The 15,679-nt window shown below is 68.0% G+C and carries 14 protein-coding genes; 6 read left to right on the forward strand and 8 right to left on the reverse strand.

Annotated elements, in window-relative coordinates; translation table 11 throughout:
* Positions 1–22: 22 nt before the first annotated feature.
* Positions 23–1,099, reverse strand: a complete 1,077-nt coding sequence (locus tag YM304_RS15695; RefSeq protein ID WP_015442689.1) for a saccharopine dehydrogenase family protein — start codon at positions 1,097–1,099, stop codon at positions 23–25.
* Between the two features lie 95 nt (positions 1,100–1,194).
* Positions 1,195–2,118: an SDR family NAD(P)-dependent oxidoreductase gene (locus YM304_RS15700; protein WP_015442690.1), complete on the reverse strand. Its 924-nt coding sequence runs from the start codon at positions 2,116–2,118 to the stop codon at positions 1,195–1,197.
* 150 nt (positions 2,119–2,268) lie between these two features.
* Between YM304_RS15700 and YM304_RS25085 the strand changes: the two genes are divergently transcribed.
* The 6 genes from YM304_RS25085 to YM304_RS22805 all read left to right on the forward strand — a co-directional run bounded on the left by YM304_RS25085 (position 2,269) and on the right by YM304_RS22805 (position 7,745).
* Positions 2,269–2,712 carry a hypothetical protein gene (locus YM304_RS25085; protein WP_015442691.1) on the forward strand — a complete coding sequence of 148 codons (444 nt, stop codon included), beginning with the start codon at positions 2,269–2,271 and terminating at the stop codon, positions 2,710–2,712.
* Positions 2,709–3,131, forward strand: a complete 423-nt coding sequence (locus tag YM304_RS15710) for a MaoC family dehydratase (RefSeq protein WP_015442692.1) — start codon at positions 2,709–2,711, stop codon at positions 3,129–3,131. The genes YM304_RS25085 and YM304_RS15710 overlap by 4 nt, the downstream gene beginning before the upstream one ends.
* Positions 3,132–3,167: 36 nt before the next feature.
* Positions 3,168–3,875, forward strand: a complete 708-nt coding sequence (locus YM304_RS15715; RefSeq protein WP_015442693.1) for a trypsin-like peptidase domain-containing protein — start codon at positions 3,168–3,170, stop codon at positions 3,873–3,875.
* Positions 3,872–5,158: a flavin-dependent oxidoreductase gene (locus YM304_RS15720; protein WP_015442694.1), complete on the forward strand. Its 1,287-nt coding sequence runs from the start codon at positions 3,872–3,874 to the stop codon at positions 5,156–5,158. Before YM304_RS15715 ends, YM304_RS15720 begins: the two co-directional genes overlap by 4 nt.
* A 125-nt stretch (positions 5,159–5,283) precedes the next feature.
* Positions 5,284–7,389, forward strand: coding sequence for a SpoIIE family protein phosphatase (locus YM304_RS15725; protein WP_041298364.1), 2,106 nt, complete (start codon positions 5,284–5,286; stop codon positions 7,387–7,389).
* A 59-nt stretch (positions 7,390–7,448) separates the two neighbouring features.
* Entirely contained in the window at positions 7,449–7,745 is a 297-nt protein-coding gene (locus YM304_RS22805; protein WP_015442696.1) for an STAS domain-containing protein, read from the forward strand.
* Positions 7,746–7,769: 24 nt separating this feature from the next.
* Here the strand turns inward: YM304_RS22805 and YM304_RS15735 are convergent, their stop codons facing one another.
* The 6 genes from YM304_RS15735 to YM304_RS22810 form a co-directional block, all read right to left on the reverse strand.
* Positions 7,770–10,343, reverse strand: a complete 2,574-nt coding sequence (locus YM304_RS15735) for a sulfatase-like hydrolase/transferase (RefSeq protein ID WP_015442697.1) — start codon at positions 10,341–10,343, stop codon at positions 7,770–7,772.
* The gene (locus YM304_RS15740; RefSeq protein ID WP_015442698.1) at positions 10,340–10,792 is read right to left on the reverse strand and encodes an SRPBCC family protein; all 453 of its coding nucleotides are present in this window, start codon (positions 10,790–10,792) and stop codon (positions 10,340–10,342) included. The genes YM304_RS15735 and YM304_RS15740 overlap by 4 nt, the downstream gene beginning before the upstream one ends.
* A gap of 36 nt (positions 10,793–10,828) precedes the next feature.
* Complete coding sequence (locus YM304_RS15745; RefSeq protein ID WP_015442699.1) at positions 10,829–11,737, reverse strand: haloalkane dehalogenase; 909 nt, start codon at positions 11,735–11,737, stop codon at positions 10,829–10,831.
* A gap of 52 nt (positions 11,738–11,789) precedes the next feature.
* Entirely contained in the window at positions 11,790–12,653 is an 864-nt protein-coding gene (locus YM304_RS15750; protein ID WP_015442700.1) for a ribonuclease Z, read from the reverse strand.
* A gap of 61 nt (positions 12,654–12,714) precedes the next feature.
* Entirely contained in the window at positions 12,715–14,991 is a 2,277-nt protein-coding gene (locus YM304_RS15755) for an arylsulfatase (RefSeq protein WP_015442701.1), read from the reverse strand.
* Positions 14,988–15,620, reverse strand: coding sequence for a hypothetical protein (locus tag YM304_RS22810; RefSeq protein WP_015442702.1), 633 nt, complete (start codon positions 15,618–15,620; stop codon positions 14,988–14,990). The genes YM304_RS15755 and YM304_RS22810 overlap by 4 nt, the downstream gene beginning before the upstream one ends.
* Positions 15,621–15,679 lie beyond the last annotated feature (59 nt).

Consider the following 15,679-nt stretch of genomic DNA (forward strand, 5'->3'; position numbering starts at 1 on the left):
CTCCCAGCGCTCACGGTGCCGCTCAGCGGTCGCCGAAGTACGAGCCGGTCGGCGTGGCGAGGAAGGCATCGAACGGGATGTCCTCCTGCTTCAGGAACCCGCTCGCCGGCAACCTGCCGGCGTTGACCATCTCGATGACCGCGACGACCGACGACGCCGTCGTCCAGGCGATGGCCGTCGCCCGCACACCCGCCACGTCTCGCGGCAGGAAGCTGCGGACGTACTCGACGCGCCGCATCTGCCCGTCGATCTCGCCTTCGGACGCGACGTGGACGTAGACGACGTCTTCATCGACCGGTGGCTTGGCATTGGTGAGGATCTGTCCGGCGAGCTCGCGTTGGTCACGCATGAGCAGCTCGTGGAAGAAGAAGTTCATCTGCTGCATGTGGCCCGGGTAGCGCATGGTCTTGTAGTCGAGGTTCTCGACCACGCCGTGATAGGTCTCGCACATCGTGCCGAGCCCGCCGGACGTGGTGAACGCTTCGAGGCGGGTGCCCGCCACGTAGACGATCTCGTGCCACTCCATCGGCGACACCCACTTGCGCTGCCCGCCTTCGATCACCTCGCAGTCGTTGAGGTACTCGTTGACGACGCCCTCGGGTGACCAGTTGAAGGCGTAGCCGAGGAGCCCGGTCGGGTGCTGCGGGAGCGCACCGACGCGCATGCGGATCGAGCGGCACCGATCGAACGATGCCGCCTGATTCGCTGCGACGATGCCGACGAACCCCGGCGCCAGGCCGCACTGCGGTGCCATCAGGCTCGTCGACGACTCGGCGAGCGTGCGGATGCGCTCGGTGGTGGGGACGTCTTCGGTGAGGTCGAAGTAGTGCACACCGAGGCCGTGCGCCATCTCGGCGACGCCGATGTTGAGCGCGTACGGGAGACACGACAGCACTGCGTCGACACCGGCCAGGTGCTCACGCAGTTCCTCGGAGCCGACGTCGACACCCGAGACCGTGCGGAAGTCGACCGCCGAGCGGACCTCGCGCTGGTCGATGCCGACGACCTCGAAGCCCCCGGCGTGCAGCAGGCGAGCCGCCAGCAGCCCGACCTTGCCGAGTCCGAGCACGGCAACTCGTTCGATTGGTGGCGTCGACATCTCGCTCCTCACATGACGATTTCAGACGTTGTCCGCTCGACTCGGGCCGAGCGGACAACGCATCATGTCAGATGCTCGCGAGGGAGCCGGCGCGTTCAGCCGTCGAGGCCCTCGGGCATCGGGTAGTGGATGCCCGGGATGCCGTTCTCGAGCGCCTGGTACCAGTCGGGGCGCGGCTGGACCGGCTCGTAGCTGCTCGGCACCATCGGCGTGTCCTTGTTCCACTCGTGATGGATCGGCGGGATCTGGAACGTGCCGTTGCTGGCGTTGGTGCCACCGTCGACGAGCAGGTCGACGCCGGTGATGTAGCTGGCGAGATCGGAGCTGAGGAAGAGCACGGCGTTGGTGACCTCTTGGACTTCACCCACACGGCGCATCGGCGTGCGGCTGGCGAGCCACTTGTCCATGCCGAGCGCTTCGAGCGCCGGGCGGGTCATCTCGGTGACGATGAAGCCCGGCGACACGGCGTTGACGCGCACGCCGCGATCGGCCCACTCGCAGCCGAGTTGGTAGGTCATGTTGAGCAGGCCGCCCTTGGCCGCCGTGTACGCGATGACGTTCGCCTCGTTGCCGCCACTGGCCATGATCGAGCAGATGTTGACGATCGAGCCGCTGCCGTTCTCGAGCATGTGGCGACCGCATTCGCGGGCGTAGTAGAACGCGCCGACCAGGTCGACCGACAGGATCTGGTTGAAGGTCTCGGCGTCGAAGTGCTCGGCGGCGACGCCGCGCATGTCGGCGATGCCAGCGTTGTTGACGAGGATGTCGATCTTGCCGTGCTCGGCCACGCCGGCGGCGATGACGCGCTTGACGTCGTCTTCGATCGACACGTCGCCGGTGGCGACCGTGACCTTGCTGCCCTTGGCGCGACACGTTTCGGCGACCGCCTCCAGGAGGTCACCGCTGCGCGCGGTGAGCACCAGGTCGGCGCCGGCCTCCGCGTACGACTGGGCGAAGTGCTCTCCCAGGCCGTAGCTCGCTCCGGTGATGAGCACCGTCTTTCCCGTGAAGTCGAACATCGTGTCCTGTCCCCTTGTTCGTTCCGTCCTGTCGGACCCGTGGCGCGATCTGCGCTCGACGCGACCGTAGAACACGGCGCCGCCCGACGGACAGGCGGGGCACGGCGCTTCGAGTCGACCACCGGATCGCACGCCGAATACGGTCGCCACATGACCGAGACCGAGCTGGAGAACCTGATCGGGTATCGATTTCCCGGCGGCACTCGCACCATCGAGCACTGGGAGAACTGGTTGCTGACCGATTGCACGGGACGCGAGCAACTCCCCGACCACCTGGTTCATCCGGTCGCTCTGTTCCACGTGCCGATCCAGGGTGTGGGCACGTCGATCGCCGAACTGTTCGCGCTCGGCCAGGTCGAGGGCGCCGGGTCGGTCGGACTCGACGGCTACGACTGGGAGTACTTCCAGCCGCTTCGCGAAGACGTCGAGTACCGCTTCGACGGCGGGGTGATCGAGACCGAACGAGTCACCGGCACCGACAAGCGCACCGGGGCACCGGCGGTGTACGACCGCTTCGTGTTCTCGGTCGAACTCACGACGCCCGACGGACAGCCCGCTGCTCGGATCACCAACCACTGGAGGTTGCGGCGATGAGCATCGAACCCGGCACCACCATCCCGCCGTGGGAGATGCCCGACGTCAGCCCCGATCGGATGAAGACGATGGCCGCGATCCTGCGCGACCCGTACCCCGTGCACTGGGACCGCGAGGCGGTCGATGCGATCGGGTTCGGACCGCGGGTGATCAATCAGGGTCCACTCAACCTGTCGTACATCACCAACATGCTCATGGCCTGGCAGGGCCCCACCTGTGTCCGCCGCTTGCGGGTTTCGTTCGGTCACCCGGTCCTCGACCACGATCACGTCACGGCGACCGGCACCGTCACCTCGATCGAGACGGTCGACGGTGAACGACGCGCACACTGCGACGTGTTCCTCGAACGCGATGGCGCTCCGGTCGTCACCGGAACCGCGGTAGTAGCGTTGGCGGAGGCGACACCGGACGATCACTGATGGCACGTACTCACTCACTCCGGCAACGCCTCACGAGTGAGTGACCTCGGCGCCGCACGAGCCGAGCGAGTCATGCGACTGCTGTGCCTCGGTCTCGCGACCGCGCTGCTCGTCGGAACGGGTTGTTCGTCCGGGAGCGATGCCGCGGCCGATTCGGCGGGGCTCGCCCGATCGGGTGTCGGCATCGTCGCCGAAGGGTGCGGACCCAACCCGACGTTCGGGAGCGGCGTCGTCGTGGGCGCCTCGGGCCAGGTCGTCACCGTCGCGCACACGCTGCGCGGCACCACCGACGTGGTGGTCGTCGACGTCGACGGCAACGAGCACGCGGCCGACGTGGTGGCGTTCGACAAGGACGCCGACCTCGCTGTCGTGAGTGCGAGCACACTCGAGGCGCCGATGCTCGACCTCGGCGATGTCGGCACCGGGCCGGGCCGGGCACTCGTGTGGTCGCGCGATCTCGGGGTTCGCGAGGTGCCGGTCGACGTCGCCAAGCGACTCGTGGTCACGATCGAAGACATCTACGGCGAGGGACGGGTGCGACGAGCGGCCGTCGAGGTGGTCGCCGACATCGAGGTCGGTCACTCCGGTGGCCCGATCCTCGACGAGGATGGCGGCGTGATCGGCATCATCTACGCGGCATCCACCCAGCGCGACCGAGTCGGCTTCGCCGTCGATGCCACCGAAGTCGAGCGCGTGTTGCGCGCCGTCGACGCGTCCGGTGTCGAGACCGGACCGTGCCCATGACGACGCCGACCGCTCCCGTGCTCGTCGCCGGTGGCGGCATCGCCGGGCTCACGATGGCGCTCACCTGCCACCAGATCGGGGTTCCCGTGGTGGTGCTCGAGTCGGTGCGCACCCTTGCCCCATTGGGCGTGGGCATCAACCTGCAGCCCAACGCGATCCGCGAGCTGATCGATCTCGGCTTCGGCGAGCAGTTGGACGACATCGGCATCGAGGCGACCGAATGGGCGCTCGTGGGGCGCGGCGGCAACGACGTGTGGTCAGAACCGCGAGGGCGAGCGGCTGGATACCGCTGGCCGCAGTATGCGGTTCACCGTGGCGAGTTGCAGATGATGTTGTATCGGGCCGTGATCGAGCGGCTGGGGCCCGACGCCGTTCGCACCGGGCACCGAGTGGTCGGCTACCGGAACACGAGCGGTGGCGTCGTCGCCGTGGTCGATCGACGCGACGGCACGACCACCGAGTTGCACGGTTCACTGTTGATCGCCGCCGACGGTCTGCATTCCGCAGTGCGGGCGCAGATGCACCCAAGCCAGCCCGAGCCGCACTGGGGCGGCCAGATCCTGTGGCGTGGCGCCACACCCGGTCCGCCGGTGCGGTCGGGCGCGGCGTTCACCCTCGTCGGCACGATCGATCAGCGGTTCGTGCACTACCCGATCTCGCGGGTCGATCCCGACTCCGGGCTGCAGTTGCAGAACTGGATCGCCGAGCTCACCGTCGACACCGACGGCGGGTTGGCCGGAAGCGACTGGAACCGGCGCGTCGACATCGAGTCGTTCCTCCCGGCGTTCGACGACTGGACGTTCGACTGGCTCGACATTCCGGGGCTCGTTCGCGGTGCACCGGCCGTGTGGGAGTTTCCGATGGTCGATCGCGATCCCGTCGATCGGTGGGTCGACGGCCGTGTGTGTCTCGTCGGCGATGCCGCGCACGTGATGTATCCCGTCGGTTCGAACGGTGCGAGTCAGGCGATCGTCGACGCCCGCGTGCTGGGCGCGAAGTTCGTCGAGTTCGGGATCGACGTCGATGCGCTCGCCGCGTTCGAGGCGCAACTGATCGAACCGATCTCGGCGCTGGTGCTCCGCAACCGGGGGCACGGGCCGATCGGCATCCTGCGACTCGTCGACGAGCGATGCGGCGGCTACTTCGACGACATCGACGACGTGATCCCTCGGGCGGAGGTCGAAGCGTTCATGGCCGACTACAAGGCAGCAGCCGGTTTCGCGATGGCCGAACTGAACGAAGCACCGCCCACGATCCCGCCCGGATCGGGCGTGACGCGATAGCTCCGCCCGGTCGAGACGCGGCCGGGGCACGGCCGGGGCACGGTCGGGGCGCGGTCGGGGCGCGGTCGCGCATCGATTGCGCGGTGGACGATACGCCGACACGTGGATGCTTCTACAGTGACGTGATGCGCCAGCACCCGACGGACCCCGACGAACTCGCGGCGCTGATCGAGGCCAGACTCACCGACCCGGTACGCGTCGAGGCGGTGCACACCACGGGCCTGATGGATCTTCCGGTCGGCCGCGGTTTCGACCGGATCTCCAACCTCGCTCAGGCGTTGCTCGGCGCCTCGTACGGGTTCATCTCGATCATCGACGAGGAGAACGCCGGCTGGTTGGCCACCGTCGGCACCAAGGTCGAGAAGCCGTCCGATCGAACCATTCCGGCCTCCGAGTCGATGGCACAGTACGTGGTCGCCTACGACGACGCGTTCCTGGTGTCGGATGTCGAGCACGACGAGCGCGTCGAACTCAGTGACACGCTGCAGGGCTATGGGGTGCGCTCGTGGGCGGGGGTGCCGCTCCGAGACCAGTTCGGCAACGCACTGGGCGCACTCGGCGTGTCGGAGACGGCGACGCGCGACTGGACTGAGACCGATGTGGCCTTGCTGAAGGACCTCGCACAGATTGCAACCGACGAGATCACCGCGGGGAAGACGGCGCGCGATGCCGCTCGTTCGGAGGCGGTGCTGAACGCCGTGTTGGCGCGTGCTCCGATCGGCATCGCGCTCGTCGATTCCGACTTCCGCTACGAGATCGTCAACGAGACGTTGGCGGAGATCAACGGCATGCCGGTCGACGACCACATCGGTCGGACGATGAGCGAGATCGTGCCCGACGTCGCCGACGCGGTGATGGCGTTGCTTCGACCGGTGTTCGAGACCGGTGAAGCTGCGACCGGCGTCGAGGTCTCCGGACACACGGCGGCGGCGCCCGACGTCGAACGAACCTGGTCTGGCAGCTACTACCGGATCGAACTCGCCGATGGCCCTCGGGTCGGCATCATGATCGAAGACATCACCGATCGAGCGGCTGCGCGCCGACGAGCGCTGAGCCTCGCTCGCATCGCCGAAGCGCTGGCCAAAGCGGATTCGTTCGACGACATCGCCGAGGTGGTCAACGCCGATGTGGCGGCGTACTTCGACGCGATGATCGCCATCGTCGGACTGTGGGATGCCGGCTCGAAGTCGGCGAGATTCATCGCCGCCGACGGCATCGCCGAACGCGTCGAGCAGGCCACCTACGACATCGACGACGATGCGCCGTACGCGTTGGCCGCCCGCACCCGCCAGATCGTCACGGTCGGCAGCCCCGCCGAACGGGCTGAGCGGTTCACCTCCGACGTGGGCGCCGCACTGGTCGCCGAAGCGGTCGTGCCCTGCCTGACCAGCGACGGGAGCCTCGTCGGCTCGATGACGATCGGCTGGAACCATCCGATGGCGGCCGACGACTTTCCGATCCCACAACTGCAGACCGTCGGCGGGCTGATCGGGAGCGTGGTGGAGCGGACGCGGCTGCATCGCCAGCGCCGCGAACTCATCACAGAACTGCAGAACACGCTGCTGTCGCCACCGTGCGAGCAGCCCAACATCACCACGGCCGTGCGCTACGAACCGGCCGAGGACGCCACCGGACTCGGGGGCGACTGGTTCGACGTCGTCGCTATCGACGAACACCGGACCGGGCTCGTCGTGGGCGACGTGGTCGGCCACGGTCCGTCGGCTGCCGCACGCATGTCGCAGATCGGATCGACCATCGCACAGTTGCTGATCCTCGACACCCCGCTCGATCGCGTGTTCTCCGAAGCCGAACGGGTGCTCAGCGCCCGCTCGATCGACACGATGGCGACGGTCGCCGTGATCGTCGCCGACACGCAGAACCGCACGCTGACCTCGATCTCGGCCGGGCACCTGCCGGCCATCCTCGTGCATCCTGGCGGGGAGACCGAGACGCTCGAACCGGCACTCCGGCCACCGCTGTGCACCTACGATCGCCCGGTCGCGCCGACAGCGGTCGCATACGAACCCGGCACGAAGGTCGTACTGTTCACCGACGGCTTGATCGAGACGAAGGACGGCGACATCGACACCGACATGGCTCGGCTGCTCGGCCTCACGAACGCCGTGGCCGGACTCGACATCGAGCAGCTGCTCGATCGGCTCGTGAGCGATGTGACCCGTGGTCGAACCCAGTTCGACGATCTGGCTGCGCTCGCCGCCGAGCTCTACTGACAGTGTCTATGCGACCACCGGTCGTTGCGGCGGACCGGCCGGGCTGCGATACTCCCGCAGTGAGTTCTTTTCGGATCGAGCGTGACGGCGGGACGCTCGTCGTGTTCGGCGACCTCGACGCTTCGACGGCACCGATGGTGAACGACGCGGTGGCCGACACCACCGGCGACATCCGACTCGATCTCCGCAACTGCACGTTCGTCGATTCGTCCGGGCTCAATGCGATCATCGCTGCGAACAACACGGCCATCGAACGCGAGGCGGTGCTCACGCTCGTCGAGCCGAGCAAGGCCGTGCTCCAGCTGCTGCGCGTCTGCGGCATGAGCGACGTGTTCGCCATCGACACCGACGACTGACGCCCCGGCTCGCTCACCGCCCGGTCAGCCGGTCGTCGCTGCTCGCCGTTCGACGATCGTCATCATCTCGCGAGCGACCATCGGGCCGGCGTTCTGGTTCTGACCGGTGACCAGGTTGCCGTCGACGACCCAGTGGTTCGCGAGCGGATCACGCACTCGGGTCGCGCTCTCGAAGTTGGCCCCGGCACGCCGCAGCTCACGCTCGGGGTGGTGTGGAGTTGCTTCGATGCCGAGTTCGCGGACCTGTTTGTCGGTGACCGCCGAGACCTTGCGCCCCGCCACGAGCGGCGTGCCGTCGGTGGCCTTCGCGTTGACGAGGCCGAGCGGGCCGTGGCACACGCCGCCGAGGACGACATCGGCGGCGTTCGCCTCGGTCATCTTCCGGGCGAGCGAGTCGGAGAAACCGAAGTCGAAGGCGGCGCCCCATCCGCCGGCCAGGAAGACGATGTCGTAGTCGGACATGTCGAGATCGGCGATGGGTTTCGAGTCGGCGACCTTCGCCTTGAAGTCGTCGTCGGCGAGGAATCGATCGTCGTCGGCCGATCGGATGACGGGCCTGAGCGACTTGGGGTCGACCGCCACCATGCCGCCCGACGGGCTTGCGACGTCGACCTCCATACCTGCGTCGGCGAACGCGTAATAGGGCACGGTCATCTCGCTGGCGAAGACGCCGGTGGGCTTCGCCACGTCGAGCCACGCCACGTTCGTGGCCACGACCAGCGCCCGCTTGCCGGTGAGGTCGAAGGCACGTGCGTCGGGATCGTCGGGGTGCATCCCGGCGCGACGAAGCGCGGCGCGGAGCAGTCGTGCGGGAGGAGGCGGTCGCTTCGCCGGTGGAGGTGCCGTGGGTTGGCGTGATGCGTATGGCCAGGGCTGGTTGCGCCGTGGCACCGCTCGCGTGCGCTCGCGCTCGAGGTCGAGGCAGAGGCGGTCGAACACGTCGGCGACGCTTGGGTCGATGCCGACGTCGTGCCAACGGTTGTGCGCCTCCGCCGGGTCGTGGTCGAGGTCGTACAACTCCCACTGGTCGGGCAGCGGCTCGGTGCGGTACTGATCGGGTCCGGGCGTGCCGCTCGATGCGAGGTGGCGCACTCCCGGTTCGGTCCAGGTGTCGGGGTCGTCGTACACGCGGACGATTTTCCAGAGCGTGCCGTCGACGCGGTGGACGAGCGCTTCGAAGTTCGACGCGACGTGGGCCGGCGTCTTGATGCGCAGGGGCAGCGGCGGGGGTTCGGTTCGCCCGAGCCTGCGGGCGAGGCCCGATGCTCCGCTGTCTCCTTCGAGCATGTTGTCGTTGGTCATGAGGTACACGGCGCGATCGGGGTCGGCGAGCGTCGGGTCGTCGACGATCGGCATGAGGTCGTTGCCGGGGAGTGGGTGGACTTCGGTGAACTCGGCGCGGAGCACATCGGTCGTCGCCGTCGTGTCGATGCCCGCCGCGGCGACGAGCGTCGGCACGATGTCGACGTGGGAGGTGGGCGCGCCGTCGATGACTGCGGGTCGAGACGGTGATGGGCCGACGCGGACGAGCGAGAACGGGACGCGGGTGGCTTCGTCGTACAGGTTGAACCACTTCTGGTGGAGGCCGCCGTGCGCGCCGAGCAGATCGCCGTGGTCGGAGGTCTTGGCGATGACGGCGTGCGAACCGCTGTCGGTGACCGCTCGGCGCACGCGGTCGAGCGGAGTGTCGACCTCGGCGTGCAGGCGGTGATAGAGGTCGCGGTACTCCTGTGCCTTGCCCTCGTAGGCGTTGTGCACGACTCGCGCCGGGCCGTAACTCGAGGGGTAGGTGTCGCGGTAGGCGATCTGCGCAGCCGGTTTGGTGGCGAGGTCCTCGTGCTGCGTCGGGGCCTCTGGGACGGGGGGCGGATCGAGCGGCGACGGGGTGATCGGGTTGTTGCGTCGGGCCCACACGGGGAAGAGCACGATGTCGTGCGGGTTGACGAAGCTCGCGACGAGCAGGAACGGACGCTGCGCATCTGCATCGCCGGCGGCGCGGCGGGCGTAGCGGTCGTCGAGCCAGGCGACGACTCGGTCGGCGATCAGCGGGTCGCGCCGCACGCCGCTGTTGCGGAGTTCGCCGCCGTGTGGTTCGGGGCCGATCCAGCCGGAGAACCCGAACGGGGCGAGCGGGTCGGCATCGCGATAGCGCTCGACGCCGTCGGGAAGGACGTTGCCGTCGTCGTCGTTCGAGTCGATGCGCCGGCCGTCGGCGTCGTGGAGGTCGGCGTGCGAGAGGTGCCACTTGCCGTCGTAGTGCGTGTCGTAGCCCGCGGCGCGGAACCAGTGGCCGAGCGTTGGGACCTCTCCGGCGCGCAGCCAGCGCATGCGGGAATCGTCGGCCATCTTGCCGAGCCCGTCGGTCTGGGTGACGCCGTGGACCGCCGGGTACTGCCCGGTGAAGATCGTCGGCCGGCTCGGCACACAGGCGAGCGAGCCGGTGTAGTGGCGACGAAAGTTGACAGCATGGTCCTCGAACCATCGGGCGCCCGGGAGGCTGGCGCGGCGCCAGGCGGCGACCTCGGCCGACTCGTAGGGCGGTGCGGCACGTTCCTCGTCGGTCATGATGAGGATGACATCGGGACGGTCGTTGCTCACGAGGCGACTCCGTTCGTGGTGGCGAGGTGTCGGGCGAGGCCATCGATCATGCGTTCCGAGGCGGCCGCGAACCGCTTCGCGGCGAGTCGTGCGATGAGCTGTTGTGGAGGGCGCGGTCCGGCGTCGATGGAGGTGACGAGGCTGACCGTGGTCGAGTCGCCGGACGGGGTGAGCCGCCACGTGTTGGTCACGTCACGGAGCACCGGTGGCAGTCCGGTGATCCGGTACGCCAGCGTGCCCGGCGGGTCCCAGGTGGTGACGGTTTCGACGATGGTCGCCCGCGCGGTCTGGATCCGCCGCGTCGCGCCGACGCCGTCGGGTTGCGTGGTCATCAGACAGGAGTGGTCGACGTCGGGTGCCCAGGCGCTGATCGCCTCGAACTCGGCGAGCGCCGCCCAGACCAGGTCTCGGGGCGCGTCGATCACGCCCGTTCGCTCCACGGAGGTCATGTCGCGTCGCCCACTCCCCGAGTCGTCACGCCCGCCTCAGCCCCGTGCGATCGCGTCGAGGATGACCTCGGCGATCTGCGGTGCGCCGTCTTCCTGGAAGAAGTGGTGAGCGTTCGTGATGGTCGTGTGCGGCTGGCCCTCGGTGCCAGGCACCAGCTTCAGGAAGATCTTGTCGCCACCCCCGGTGATCGGGTCGCTGTCGCTGAAGCAGCAGACGAAGGGTTTGGTCCAGGCTCTGAAGACCTCCCACGCCGCTCGGTTGGCGTCGGCCGCCGGGTCGTCGGTCGAGGTGGGGACGAGCGACGGGAAGATCCGGGCGCCCTCCTTGTAGGTCTCGTCGGGGAACGGTGCGTCGTAGGCGGCGATCTCGGCGTCGGTGAGTTCGGTGATCGTGGCGCCGTTCAGGATCTGGCCGATCGGGAAGACCGGTGATTCCTGGCTGAACTTCTGCCAGTCGAGGAAGGCCTGGCTGGGTGATCCTTCGCCGGTCGGCAGGCCGGTGTTGCCGATCACGACGCGGGCGAACCGGTCGGGGTTCTCGGCGACGAGGCGCAGCCCCACGAGGCCTCCCCAGTCCTGTCCGAAGAAGGTGGCGTCGGTCAGGTCGAGGTGGTCGATGATCGCCGCCTGCATCCAGGCGACGTGTCGCTCGTAGGTGTAGTCGGACTTCTCGGTCGGCTTGTCGCTCTTGCCGAATCCGACGAGGTCGGGGGCGATGACGCGGGCGCCGCCTGCGACGAGGAGCGGGATGATCTTGCGGTACAGGTAGCTCCACGATGGTTCGCCGTGCATCGCGAGGACGACCGGGCCGTCGGCTGGGCCTTCGTCGAGGTAGTGGACGCGGAGGCTGCCGCCGTCTTGGTCGTCGACGTCGACGTAGTTCGGAGCGAACGGGTAGTCGGGCAGGTCCGCGAAGCGTTCGTCGGGGGTGCGCAGTGTGTGCATGTCGGTGCTCTCAGTCGGTGGCGGGCTGGGTGGTGGATGGGTTGCGCCGCGTTCAGCGCGGTGTGATCTCGACGCGATGGAGGTCGTCGCCGACTTCGATCGTGCCATCGAATTCGGTGGCGGCGAGTGCGCGCCAGTCGTCGGCGGTGCCGCTCTGTGGGATCGGCGGGACGTAGTGCGTGAGGATCAGCGTGTCGACCTCGGCGCGAGCGGCGGTGGCGCCGGCCTCTTCGGGAGAGGAGTGGTAGTCGAGCGTGTCGACCATGCGCTGGAACGGCACGTTGGCAATGATGTCTTTGCGGATCGTCGTGTGCACGAGTGCGTTCGCCCCGGTGCACAGGGCGTCGAGGCCGGTGCATGGCACGGTGTCGCCGGCGACGACGACGCTCGCTCCGTCGTGGTCGAAGCGGTAGCCGACGCTCGGGTCGACCGGTTTGTGGTCGGTCTGCTCGCACGTGATCGTGACGGCGCCGCCCTGCCCGTCGGGCAGGTGCACCTCGCCGCGCTCGACTTCGATCACGGTGACCGGCGGCCGATGATCGAGGTCGTCGTGGTGGGCGAGGCGGTAGCCGACGTCGGGGTCGAGCGAGGCCAGGATGTGGTCGACGACCTGCCGTGTGCCGACCGGGCCGACGATGGTGAGCGGTGTCTCGGTGAAGGTCATGACCCAGCGGGTGGTGATCACGTCGTTGAGGTCGGTGATGTGGTCGCTGTGCAGGTGGGTGATCCACACCGCCGTGAGGTTCGGGGCACCGAGTCCGAGGGCGGCGAGGCGCATCAGCACACCGCGACCGGCGTCGACGAGGTGGTGCTCGGCGTCGGCTCCTTCGCCGGCCGAGATCAGCGTGGCGGGCCCGGCACGATCGGGCGCCGGCAGCGGCGACCCCGTCCCGAGCAGCGTGACAGCGAGCGTCATGCCCCCACCCTCACGCCACGTCGGTCATTTCGTGTCAGACACCGGATGATGGGTTGGTGGGTCATTGGCGGCTCATTTCTGCTGCGGCCTCGGCGTCTCTCGCTTCGGCGTCTTGTCGGCTCAGGAGTTGGATCTCGACCTCGTGGAGTCGGCCTTCGAACGGGAAGGGCGCCTCGTAGCGCTGCGACACCGCCGATCCGTGGTCGTAGGCGACGCTCGGCCCGACCGACGACATCATCCGCATGAAGAGCGGGAGGTCGGCGGTTCCGGCAGCGTGGCCGTCGATCAGGAGCGACATCTCACCGGCCATGCCCGCTCGGCGCCGCAACTGGACGACGAGCGTGGCATCGCCGGTCGGGATCTCGCGGTCGGATTCGAGGATGGTGTGTTCGTCGAACGCGTTGTAGTCGACGACGAGGCGGTTGTGCTGGACGAACACCGACATGCCGGAGTTCTCGGTGCCGGTCGCGTAGATCACTCCCCCGCTGTCGGCGTCGCGTGTGATGCGCGCGGTGAGGTCGAACGACTTGCCGGCGATCGCCGCAGCCGCTTGCCCCGGCATCGGCGACATCGGCGGTCGGTAGACGTAGCGCATGTCGGCCGGGTGCGGGGAGTTGTCGCGGAAGCGGGCACCGAAGAGTTCGATCATGCGGTCGTCGAGCGGGAGCACGCCATGTCGCTCGGCTTCGCGCCACCACAGGTCGATCAGTTCGGCGAGTTTGTCGGGCTGGTCGGCGGCCACGTCGTTGCACTCCGACCAGTCGTCGCTCAGCCGGTAGAGCTCCCAGGGTTCGGTGTCGTAGTCGCCTCCGGCGGTGTGTTTGCACACCGCCTTCCACGAGACGCCGTCGTCGTCGAGTTGGACGAGCGCTCGACTCCCGGCCATCTCGAAGTACTGCACGCGATTGGTGGCTGGCGCAGCAGCATCGGCGAGAGCTTGGGCGAAGGAGTGTCCGGTCACGGGGAGTTGGTCGATGCCGCGGTACGTGTCGGGCGGGGTGATGCCCACGAGTTCGTAGATGGTCGGAACGATGTCGGCGACGTTGACGAACTGGTCGCGGAGCCCGTGCGCCTCGGGGTCGACGTGGCGCGGCGCGTGGACGATCATCGGCACGTGCACGCCGCCTTCGTGCGTGTTCTGCTTGTACCACTTGAAGGGCGAGTTGCCGCACTGCGCCCAGCCCCACGGGTAGTTGGTGTGGCTGTGCGGACCGCCGATGTCGTCGATCTGATCGATCATGGCGTCACCGTCTTCGAAGATGCCGTTGAAGAACTTCATCTCGTGCATCACGCCGAACGGCCCGCCCTCCTGGGAGGCACCGTTGTCGGCAAGGACGACGAAGATCGTGTTGTCGAGTTCGCCGATGCTGCGCAGCGACTCGACCAGCCGCCCGATCTGGGCGTCGGTGTGATCGAGGAATGCGGCAAAGGCTTCCTGCAGGCGTGCCGCGACTCGCTGCTGGTTGACCGGCAGGTCGTCCCACGCCTCGACCCCCGGATTCCGAGGCGCGAGTTGCGTGCCATCGGGGATGACACCGAGTTCGAGTTGGCGTTCGTACCACCGCTGGCGGATGACGTCCCATCCCTCGTCGTACCGGCCCCGATACTTGTCGAGGTACGCCTGGGGCGCCTGGTGTGGCGCGTGGGTGGCACCGAACGGGAGGTAGGCGAAGAACGGTCGGTCGGGTCGCACGCCCTTGCTGTCGCTGATCATCCTCGTCAACTGGTCGACGAGGTCTTCGCTGACGTGATAGCCGTCGGCGGGCCCTGCTGGTGGCTCGATCGGATGGTTGTCGCAGACGAGGTCGGGGTGGAACTGATCGGTCTCGCCTTCGAGGAACCCGTAGAACCGGTCGAACCCGCGGGCGAGCGGCCACTGGTCGAAGGGCCCGGCAGCTGAGCACTGCTCCATCGGGGCGAGGTGCCATTTGCCGACGCAGAAGGTGGCGTATCCCTCGTGCTTGAGCACTTCGGCGATCGTGGCCGCGTGGTTGCTGATGTGGCCGAGTTGGTTGGGGAACCCGGTGCGGAAGTTCGACACCGTGCGCATTCCGACGGCGTGCTGCGACCGGCCCGTGAGCAACGAGGCGCGCGTAGGCGAGCACAGCGGCGTGACGTGGAAGTTGGTGAACTGGAGCCCGCCGGCGGCCAGCGCGTCGATGTTGGGCGTGTCGATGTCGGAGCCGTAGCACCCGAACTGGGCGAAGCCGGTGTCGTCGAGCAGCACGACGACGACGTTGGGGGCATCGGCACCCGGATGGGGCGGCTCGTCGTGCCACGCCTCCGAGTCGGCCAGGGTGCGACCGATCGTTCCTTCGAATCGGGATGGATGCGTCATGCCGGGTCTCCCTGGTTGCCGTCGCTCCATGCAGCGACGAGTGCCGTGACCGCTCGACGCCACGTGCGTTCGATCTGACGACGGGTGCGGCCGTGCGACGCCCGCAAGACCTCGAAGGCCTCGGGCGACGTGGCGGCGTCGACGAGCGCGACGAGGTTGGCCGCCTCGGTCGGCGTGAGCCGGCTCGTCTCGGCACGCAGACACTGCTGCGTCTGCTCGGCGAGGAGCATCCGCTGGTTACTCACGCGGTCGGCCATCGGCTCGTGATCGAGCGACCGCTGACGAGCGAGGGCCATGAGCGAACCGGCTGCCGCGAACAGGTCGATGCGGGACCGCACGAGTCGATCGATGCGGTCGTCGACCGCCGCCGCCTCGTCGAAGTCGACGGCCAACAGGTGCCCGTAGCGAGCTTCGAACTCGACGAACGCCTGGCTCCGCATGTCGTCGAGGCCGTCGAACATGCGGAAGATCGACGAGACGGAGACGCCGGAACGCTCGGCGATCTGGTCGACCGCAGGAGGCACCTTGCCGTCATCGATCAGCGCGAACACCGCGTCGATCACCGCTGCGCGACTGCGTTCGCGGCGCGCTCGCCGGCCGTCGACGGGCGTCGCTGGATCGTGCGGCATGTCGCCACCATAGATCGATCCACTCGAAATTGCGAGTCGAATTCGCAATAGTCGGTGGG

The organism is Ilumatobacter coccineus YM16-304 (assembly GCF_000348785.1).
In the GTDB taxonomy this organism is placed as follows: Bacteria; Actinomycetota; Acidimicrobiia; order Acidimicrobiales; family Ilumatobacteraceae; genus Ilumatobacter_A; species Ilumatobacter_A coccineus.

What these genes read in the sequence shown, in the direction of transcription:
- YM304_RS15740 (WP_015442698.1), bottom strand. Translation starts at nt 10,792, where the DNA reads ATGACCTCCGTGGAGCGAACGGGCGTGATCGACGCGCCCCGAGACCTG.
- YM304_RS15725 (WP_041298364.1), top strand. Translation starts at nt 5,284, where the DNA reads ATGCGCCAGCACCCGACGGACCCCGACGAACTCGCGGCGCTGATCGAG.
- YM304_RS15695 (WP_015442689.1), bottom strand. Translation starts at nt 1,099, where the DNA reads ATGTCGACGCCACCAATCGAACGAGTTGCCGTGCTCGGACTCGGCAAG.
- YM304_RS15750 (WP_015442700.1), bottom strand. Translation starts at nt 12,653, where the DNA reads ATGACGCTCGCTGTCACGCTGCTCGGGACGGGGTCGCCGCTGCCGGCG.
- YM304_RS15710 (WP_015442692.1), top strand. Translation starts at nt 2,709, where the DNA reads ATGAGCATCGAACCCGGCACCACCATCCCGCCGTGGGAGATGCCCGAC.
- YM304_RS22810 (WP_015442702.1), bottom strand. Translation starts at nt 15,620, where the DNA reads ATGCCGCACGATCCAGCGACGCCCGTCGACGGCCGGCGAGCGCGCCGC.
- YM304_RS25085 (WP_015442691.1), top strand. Translation starts at nt 2,269, where the DNA reads ATGACCGAGACCGAGCTGGAGAACCTGATCGGGTATCGATTTCCCGGC.
- YM304_RS15700 (WP_015442690.1), bottom strand. Translation starts at nt 2,118, where the DNA reads ATGTTCGACTTCACGGGAAAGACGGTGCTCATCACCGGAGCGAGCTAC.
- YM304_RS15755 (WP_015442701.1), bottom strand. Translation starts at nt 14,991, where the DNA reads ATGACGCATCCATCCCGATTCGAAGGAACGATCGGTCGCACCCTGGCC.
- YM304_RS15745 (WP_015442699.1), bottom strand. Translation starts at nt 11,737, where the DNA reads ATGCACACACTGCGCACCCCCGACGAACGCTTCGCGGACCTGCCCGAC.
- YM304_RS15720 (WP_015442694.1), top strand. Translation starts at nt 3,872, where the DNA reads ATGACGACGCCGACCGCTCCCGTGCTCGTCGCCGGTGGCGGCATCGCC.